Source organism: Bowmanella yangjiangensis, assembly GCF_017255015.1.
Lineage (GTDB): Bacteria > Pseudomonadota > Gammaproteobacteria > Enterobacterales > Alteromonadaceae > Bowmanella > Bowmanella yangjiangensis.
The window spans coordinates 1-548 of sequence record NZ_JAFKCS010000509.1 but is presented as its reverse complement, the minus strand read 5'-3'; the positions used below and the strand labels follow the sequence as shown (position 1 = coordinate 548).

The 548-nt window shown below is 66.2% G+C and carries 1 protein-coding gene; it reads right to left on the bottom strand.

Going from position 1 to position 548, the window contains the following annotated elements:
- Positions 1–24: 24 nt before the first annotated feature.
- Positions 25–548 (bottom strand): ATP-binding response regulator (locus J0A65_RS25400; protein WP_206596995.1); only part of this gene is annotated, 524 nt, incomplete at its 5' end.

Sequence of the window (548 nt, the reverse complement as noted above, 5' to 3'; positions counted from 1 at the left end):
ACCACCCGTGATTGCTGGAAGTCCTTAGAGAGCATGCGGTGCCTCCTGGCCAGTCAGGTCTCGGACCAGCTGGTAAAGCTCGTTGGGGTCGATGGGTACGGCGAGCAGGGCACTGACGCCGAGCCCCACCAGCTCCTCGAGCTGGTCTTCACGGCTCAGCAGCACGACTGGCAGGTCTGCCAGCTCGGGGCTCTGGTGCAGCGTGCGCAACAGTTCGCGCCCGTCCAGGCCGTGCATGTCCACGCTCAACAGCAGCACATCCGGGCGCTGGGCGCGCAATGCTGTCAGCAGTTCGCGGCCATCGTCGAACTGCAGCAGGTCGGAGTCCGACAGCGCCAGGCTGACGAGTTCGCGGTTACGCTCATCCAGGTCGCCGTGATAGACGCGGGCTCTGGCCTTGTGCGGCTGCTCCGTGGCGGTGCGTTCGGATTCCCTGTAGCGGGGCAGGCTGATCCAGAAGCGGCTGCCCTGCTCGGGCTGGCTTTCCAGGCCCATCTCGCCGTTCATCAGGGCGGCGTACTCCTTGCACAGCGAGAGGCCGATCCCGG